Source organism: Mesorhizobium sp. M2A.F.Ca.ET.067.02.1.1 (assembly GCF_004023285.1).
GTDB lineage: Bacteria > Pseudomonadota > Alphaproteobacteria > Rhizobiales > Rhizobiaceae > Mesorhizobium.
The window spans coordinates 1-2,299 of record NZ_RZSB01000858.1; the positions used below are offsets into that span (position 1 = coordinate 1).

General features: G+C 64.5%; 1 protein-coding gene and 2 pseudogenes. All 3 read right to left on the bottom strand.

The genetic code is table 11. The features are described 5' to 3' along the window. A pseudogene (gene mraY / locus EOA28_RS32860) lies at positions 1-620 on the bottom strand (phospho-N-acetylmuramoyl-pentapeptide-transferase); the annotation flags it as partial. A 26-nt stretch (positions 621-646) separates the two neighbouring features. Next, positions 647-2,080, bottom strand: coding sequence for a UDP-N-acetylmuramoylalanyl-D-glutamyl-2,6-diaminopimelate--D-alanyl-D-alanine ligase (locus EOA28_RS32865; RefSeq protein WP_128315705.1), 1,434 nt, complete (start codon positions 2,078-2,080; stop codon positions 647-649). After that, positions 2,077-2,299 (bottom strand): annotated as a pseudogene (locus EOA28_RS32870) (UDP-N-acetylmuramoyl-L-alanyl-D-glutamate--2,6-diaminopimelate ligase); the annotation flags it as partial. The pseudogene EOA28_RS32870 and the gene EOA28_RS32865, both read right to left, overlap by 4 nt.

Sequence of the window (2,299 nt, forward strand, 5' to 3'; positions counted from 1 at the left end):
ATCATGATCGGCACGATCGCCAGGCCGTCGAGACCGTCGGTCAGATTGACCGCATTGCCGGCGCCGACGATGACGAAGCAGGAGAACGGCACGAAGAACCAGCCGAGGTTGATCAGGAACTCCTTGGCGAAAGGGAAGGTCAGGGACGACGAGAAAGGCGCCTGGCCATTATGCATGATCACCCAGGCGGCGATGGCCGCGATGACGAATTCGATCGCCAGCCTCGCCTTGCCGGAGAAGCCCAGATGCGACTGCTTGGTGACCTTGAGATAGTCGTCGTAGAAGCCGATCGAGCCGAAGCCGACGGTGACCAGCAGCACAACCCAGACATAGATCGAGGATAGATTCGCCCATAAGAGCGACGAGCCGATGATGCCGGACAGGATCATCAGCCCGCCCATGGTCGGTGTTCCAGCCTTCTTGAAATGCGTCTGCGGGCCGTCGGCGCGGATCGGCTGGCCCTTGCCTTGCCGCAGGCGCAGCGAATTGATGATCGTCGGCCCGAAGATGAAGACGATCAGCGCCGAGGTGATCAGCGCGCCACCAGTGCGGAAGGTGATGTAGCGGAAGACGTTGAAGAACGAGATCTTGTCCGCGAAATCGACGAGCAGTGTGAACATGGTCCTTCCGTCCCCCGGAGCCGACCTCAAGTCGGTTCAATGTTTGTGGCTTGCGCCGGAAATTTGCCGAGCAATGCCTCGACCAGCTTTGAAAAGCCGATGCCTTTCGACGATTTGACCATCACCACGTCGCCGGGCCTGAGCGCAGCGATCACGATCGGCTTCAGTTCCTCGACGCCTGCCCGGTACTCGGTCTGGACATCGGCCGGCAAAACCTCGGCCAGCGCCTGCATTTCCGGCCCGCCGAGAAAGACATTGCGCGTGCCTGTGCCGACGATCAGTTCGGCCAGCGCCGCATGGAGCTTCGCCGAATGGCCGCCAAGCTCCAGCATGTCACCCAGCACCGCGATGCGCCGGCCCTCCCCCGAGACGGGCGTAGCGTTGAGCAGCGCCATCGCCGCCGCCATCGACGCCGGATTGGCGTTGTAGCTCTCGTCGATCAGCGTGATCGGTCCATTTGGATGGTGCAGGACATGGCGCCGGCCACGCCCGCGTTCGGGCGACAGGTCGGCAAGCGCCGCCGCAACCTTGTCGAGATCGGCGCCGACGAGCTTGGCAGCACCCAGCACGGCCAATACATTCTGCACCATGTGGCGACCGGGAGCCCCGACACGCGCTGCAACATCCTGCTTGCCGATTTTGGCGGTGATGTCTGAGTGACCGGCGTAGAGCTCGCAGCCGGTCAGCCGGAAGGTTGAACGGGCATTCTCGCCGAAGCCGAAGACGTGCTCGACGCCGGCCTCCTTCGCCATCTTCTCAAGCAGCTTCCAGCGCTGGTCGTCACGATTGAGCAGCGCGGCGCCGTCGGGCTCCAAGCCCTCGAAGATCTCCGCCTTCGCCCTGGCGATCTCGTCCAGATTCTTGAAGAAGCCGAGATGGGCGGCGGCAATCATCGTCACGATGGCGACATGCGGCCTGACCATCCTGACCAGCGGCCTGATCTCGCCGGGATGGTTCATGCCGATCTCCAAGATCGCGAAGTCGCAGTCCTGCGGCATACGCGCCAGCGTCAGCGGCACGCCCCAATGATTGTTGAACGACTGCGCCGAGGCGTGCACCTTGCCGACCGCCGACAGCACATGGCGCAGCGCTTCTTTGGTGGTCGTCTTGCCGGCCGAGCCGGTGACCGCGATGATCCGGGCCTTCGAGCGGGCGCGGGCCGCCACACCGAGCTTCTCAAGGGCCGCAAGCACGTCCTGCACGACGATCATCGGCGCCGTCAGCCGGCCGAGCGAGGGCAGCTTGCCCTCGGCGACGACCAGCACGGCCGCTCCGGCCTTGACCGCGGCTGTCGCGAAATCATGGCCGTCCATCGCCTCGCCCTTGATGGCGAAGAAGGCGCTTACCGGCTCCAGGCTGCGGCTGTCGATCGAAATACCGGTGATGCCCTCCGGCAGCGAGCCGATGGGCCTGCCTTCCATGGCTTCGACCAGCGCTTCCGACGTCCACAGCAGGTTCATGCGGCGCGCTCCTTCAGCGCATCGCGCACTTCCTCGTGGTCGGAGAAGTGGAATGTCTGAGCGCCGATGGTCTGGCCTTCCTCATGCCCCTTGCCGGCGACGATAAGCGTATCGCCGGCGCGCAGCATCGCCACCGCCTCATGGATCGCCTTGCGGCGGTCGCCGATCTCGATGGCGCCGGGCGCCGCGGCGAGGATGGCCGCGCGGATGGTCTCGGGC